The sequence below is a fragment of the Rhodoferax sp. genome, assembly GCF_037143375.1.
Classification (GTDB): Bacteria; Pseudomonadota; Gammaproteobacteria; order Burkholderiales; family Burkholderiaceae_C; genus Rhodoferax.
The window spans coordinates 1-4,833 of sequence record NZ_JBAWYV010000200.1 but is presented as its reverse complement, the minus strand read 5'-3'; the positions used below and the strand labels follow the sequence as shown (position 1 = coordinate 4,833).

The window sequence follows — 4,833 nt, the reverse complement described above, 5'->3', positions numbered from 1 at the left end:
CTGAAGCTCAAAAAGCTTTCGCTGGCGTGATCGAAAACATGACCAAGAACGCACCTGCTGGCACTGAGTCCGCTGTTGCTGCATTCAAGAACGCTTTGACCACCGGTCAAAACGCGATGGAAACTGCACAAGCTCAAGCTAAAAAAGCTGTTGAAGCTGCTCAGTCCAACTTCACTGCTGCTGCTACTCAAGCTGCTGACGCTGTCAAGAAAGCTACTAAAACAGCTTAATTGCCCTCTGCCCCTCGGGGCAGTCAGCATCAAAAAACGGCACCTTCGGGTGCCGTTTTTGTTTTGGGAGCCCGCGCATTTCGGCTATATTTTGGCCATGAATACGCAACCACCGCCGCTTCCATGGCTTGCGCCGGGTCAAGAGTTTCCGAATGTCGAAAAGGCCTGGGGGCCGCATGACCCCGCGCCAGGTTTACTGGCGGCGGGCGGCGCGCTCACTGTTGAAACTTTGTGTCGCGCCTACAGCCAGGGTGTTTTTCCGTGGTTCAGCGAAGGTCAACCCACGCTGTGGTGGAGCCCTGATCCCCGCATGGTGCTGGAAGTTGACCACTTTCGGCTGCACCCTTCCCTGAAAAAAACCTTGCATCGATTTCGCACCTCCGCACAGTGCGAGATTCGCATCGATTCGAGCTTTGAACTGGTCATCCAAGCCTGTTCAAGCAGTCCGCGTGAAGGTCAATCGGGCACCTGGATCGTGCCGGAGATGGTGGCCGCCTATGCCCAACTGCACCGCGCTGGCCTGGCACACAGCGTTGAAACCTGGATCAACGGCCAACTCGAAGGCGGTTTGTACTGCGTGGCGCTGGGCAAAGCGGTGTTTGGCGAGTCCATGTTCAGCCGCTCCACCGATGCGTCAAAAATTGCGCTGGCCGCACTGGTCTGTTTTTGTCGCCACCATGGCATCGTGCAGATTGATTGCCAGCAAAACACTCGCCACCTGGCCTCCCTGGGTGCGCACGAAATGACTCGTCAACAATTTTTAAACCAGGTGGCCAAGGGGCTGCACGAAGCTGCCCCGGCATGGAAATTTGAGCCTGCTTTCTGGGAAGAATTGTTGGTCAATTAGCCCTCTAGCCCTTGTATAGCAAGCATGAGTAGCTCCTGAACATATAGCACTCTTGCCGCTATCAAGGACGTAGCGACTGCTGGGTTACAACGCCGTGATTGGGATATAAATCTCGCCACCAGCCTTTTTGAATTCCTGCGACTTGTTTTCCATGCCGTCGCTCAGCGCCTGCTCGTCACTCACGCCCTTGGTTTTGGCGTAGTCGCGAACCTCTTGCGAGATTTTCATCGAGCAGAACTTAGGGCCACACATCGAACAGAAATGCGCTACTTTGGACGAGTCCTTGGGCAGCGTTTCGTCGTGGAAGTTGCGTGCCGTGTCGGGGTCAAGCGACAGGTTGAACTGGTCCATCCAGCGAAACTCGAACCGCGCCTTGGACAACGCGTCATCCCGCGCCCGCACACCGGGGTGACCTTTCGCCACATCGGCCACATGCGCGGCAATTTTGTAGGTGATGATGCCGACCTTCACATCGTCGCGGTCCGGCAAACCCAGATGTTCTTTGGGCGTCACGTAGCACAGCATGGCGGTGCCAAACCAACCGATCATGGCGGCGCCGATGCCGCTGGTGATGTGGTCGTAGCCGGGCGCGATGTCGGTCGTCAGTGGGCCGAGTGTGTAGAACGGCGCTTCGTGGCAGTGCTTGAGTTGCTCGGTCATATTGGCTTGCACCATGTGCAGCGGCACATGACCGGGGCCTTCGATCATCACCTGCACATCCTGCTGCCAGGCTTGCTGGGTGAGTTCGCCCAGCGTGCGCAACTCGGCAAACTGCGCTTCGTCGTTGGCGTCGGCACCCGAACCAGGTCGCAAGCCATCGCCCAGCGAGTAGCTGACATCAAAAGCTTTCAGGATTTCGGTCATTTCATCAAAGTGGCTGTAAATAAAATTTTCTTGGTGGTGCGCAATGCACCACTTGGCCATGATCGAACCACCACGCGACACGATGCCGGTCATGCGGTTGGCGGTGAGGTGAATGAACGCCAGGCGCACACCCGCATGCACCGTGAAGTAATCAACGCCCTGCTCGGCTTGCTCGACCAGCGTGTCGCGGAAAATTTCCCAGGTCAGGTCTTCGGCCACGCCGCCCACTTTTTCGAGCGCCTGGTAGATCGGCACGGTGCCAATCGGCACCGGCGAGTTGCGCAAAATCCAGTCGCGTGTGGTGTGAATATTGCGCCCGGTGGACAAGTCCATCACTGTGTCAGCGCCCCAACGCATCGACCACACCAGTTTTTCGACCTCTTCTTCGATGCTCGACGTGACGGCAGAGTTGCCAATGTTGGCGTTGATCTTGACCAGAAAATTGCGGCCAATCGCCATCGGCTCCACTTCGGGGTGGTTGATGTTGCCGGGAATAATGGCGCGGCCACGGGCCACTTCATCGCGCACAAACTCGGGCGTCATCACGCGCGGAATGCTGGCGCCAAAGCTGTTACCGGCTAGACGGGCTTCGCGTTCGGCATTGCCAAGGTACTGTTCCATCCACGCCAGCTTCTGGTTTTCGCGGATCGCCACATATTCCATCTCGGGGGTGATGATGCCTTTTCGGGCGTAGTGCATTTGCGAGACGTTAGCGCCTACTTTGGCGCGGCGTGGCGTGCGCTGGAGACCTGCGGCCTGCAAGCGCAGTGAAGCTAAGGTCTCGGACTCGCCATTTTTCAAGCCATCGTCCAGCGCAAACGGGGTACGACCGGTGTACGACTCGGTGTCGCCACGGGACTCAATCCAGGGGCTGCGCACCGAGGGCAAGCCCTGGCGCACATCGATAGGGGCATTCGGGTCGGTGTAGGGGCCGGAGGTGTCGTACACCACCACCGCCTCGCCATTGCTCTGCATGATTTCACGCATCGGCACCTGAATATTGGCTTGCGAGCCGGGCACATAAATTTTGCGCGAGGCCGGCAAGGGCTCGCGTGTGAGGCGCATCAATTCGGTAAATTTGTCGGGGGCGTTCATCGTGGTGTCTCCTGAAGGTGGGTCAAATGCCTCAGGGAACAGCCAATCAAAACCACGAACAGGGAGGACGGCATAGTGCCCAAATAACCCTCGAAACCCGAAATGGGGCAAGGGCAAAAAGGACGGCAGTCTGGCTCTTCTTACGCCGGTATGAACCGGATCAAGTTCGCGGGTTTGATCGATCATCTCAGCGCCAACACAGCGCACCCCGGGCAATTCGGAGTTTACGCGATGGGGGTCAAGCAGCGGCACTTATCGGTTGGGGGGCGATGACAGCGGGGCGAATGCTTCCGCGAATGTCCCCCGCCCTTCGGGCTCCTCCTTGATTTCGCTGCAGCATTCGCCCCACTGCCATCGTCAGCCAGCCCTGTTGACCGACCGACTCAGGACGGCGCGGCATTCAGCGCAGTGAGGTCAGGAGGAGCCCGAAGGGCGGGGGACACGAACAGCGCTGAGTGCCGCGTCGGCCTGAGTCCTGCAGCGTCTGAATCTCAACGGGGTTGAAATGACACCAAAATAAAAAGCCCTACGACGCCGACGACAAAGAACGTGGCGCTATAAAATAAATAGCTGCTTGCGCTTGCTGGACGGGGGCTAGAGGGCTAAAAGCTTTAAACAATAATTAATTTCAAACAACCCGCGCCAAATTTCAAAGTATCCACATGGGCCAACCATTACCATGCATGCCACTTACAAGGAACCCTCCATGCCCGTGATTACCACCATCGAAGACCTGCGCATCTTGGCGCAAAAACGCGTGCCACGCATGTTCTACGACTACGCCGATTCCGGTTCCTGGACCGAGAGCACTTACCGCGCCAACTCGGATGATTTCCAGAGCATCAAGCTGCGCCAGCGCGTAGCCGTCAATATGGAAAACCGCAGCACCGCCAGCACCATGATTGGCCAGCCTGTGGCAATGCCGGTGGCGATTGCGCCCACCGGCCTGACCGGCATGCAGCACGCCGACGGCGAGATCAAGGCCGCGCGTGCGGCCAAGCGTTTTGGCATTCCGTTCACGCTCTCGACCATGAGCATTTGCTCAATTGAGGACGTGGCCGCCGAGACCGGGGGCCACCCGTTCTGGTTTCAGCTCTACGTGATGAAAGACCGCGACTACATTGAGCGCCTGATTGACCGCGCCAAAGCAGCCAATTGCTCTGCGCTGGTGCTCACCCTTGATCTGCAAATTCTGGGACAACGCCATAAGGACCTGAAAAACGGTTTGAGCGCGCCACCCAAACTCACGGTTGCCAACATCCTCAACATGATGACCAAACCGCGCTGGGGCCTCGGCATGCTGGGCACCAAACGCCACGGTTTTGGCAACATCATCGGCCACGTCAAGGGTGTGGAAAACATGGGGTCGTTAAGCGAGTGGACCGCCAAACAGTTCGACCCCGGCCTGAACTGGGGCGATGTCGAATGGATCAAAAAACGCTGGGGCGGCAAGCTGATTTTGAAAGGTATTCAGGACGTGGAAGACGCACGACTGGCCGTCAACTCGGGCGCTGATGCGCTGATTGTGTCGAACCACGGCGGGCGTCAGCTCGATGGTGCCGAATCATCGATTCGCGCGCTTCCGGGCATTGTGGACGCGGTCGGCAAGCAGATTGAGGTGCACATGGACGGTGGTATTCGCAGCGGACAAGACGTGCTCAAGGCCCGCGCTTTGGGCGCCCAAGGCACCTACATTGGCCGGGCCTTTTTATACGGTCTGGGCGCGATGGGGGAAGCCGGTGTCGACAAGGCGCTGGAAATCATCCACAAGGAACTGGACCTGACCATGGCGTTTTG

3 protein-coding genes, 1 pseudogene and 1 riboswitch are annotated in these 4,833 nt (G+C 57.9%); of the genes and pseudogenes, 3 read left to right on the top strand and 1 reads right to left on the bottom strand.

Annotated elements, in window-relative coordinates; translation table 11 throughout:
* Both WCG50_RS17500 and aat read left to right on the top strand, forming a co-directional pair.
* Positions 1-230: pseudogene (locus WCG50_RS17500) on the top strand (phasin family protein); the annotation flags it as partial.
* A gap of 97 nt (positions 231-327) precedes the next feature.
* Positions 328-1,077: a leucyl/phenylalanyl-tRNA--protein transferase gene (gene aat, locus WCG50_RS17495; RefSeq protein ID WP_336900876.1), complete on the top strand. Its 750-nt coding sequence runs from the start codon at positions 328-330 to the stop codon at positions 1,075-1,077.
* Positions 1,078-1,161: 84 nt separating this feature from the next.
* Here the strand turns inward: aat and thiC are convergent, their stop codons facing one another.
* Entirely contained in the window at positions 1,162-3,036 is a 1,875-nt protein-coding gene (gene thiC / locus WCG50_RS17490) for a phosphomethylpyrimidine synthase ThiC (protein ID WP_336900875.1), read from the bottom strand.
* Between the two features lie 119 nt (positions 3,037-3,155).
* Positions 3,156-3,257, bottom strand: a riboswitch (TPP riboswitch).
* A gap of 485 nt (positions 3,258-3,742) precedes the next feature.
* On the opposite strand from thiC, the gene WCG50_RS17485 reads away from it, so the two are divergent.
* A partial coding sequence (locus tag WCG50_RS17485) for an alpha-hydroxy acid oxidase (RefSeq protein WP_336900877.1) occupies positions 3,743-4,833 on the top strand: 1,091 nt, incomplete at its 3' end.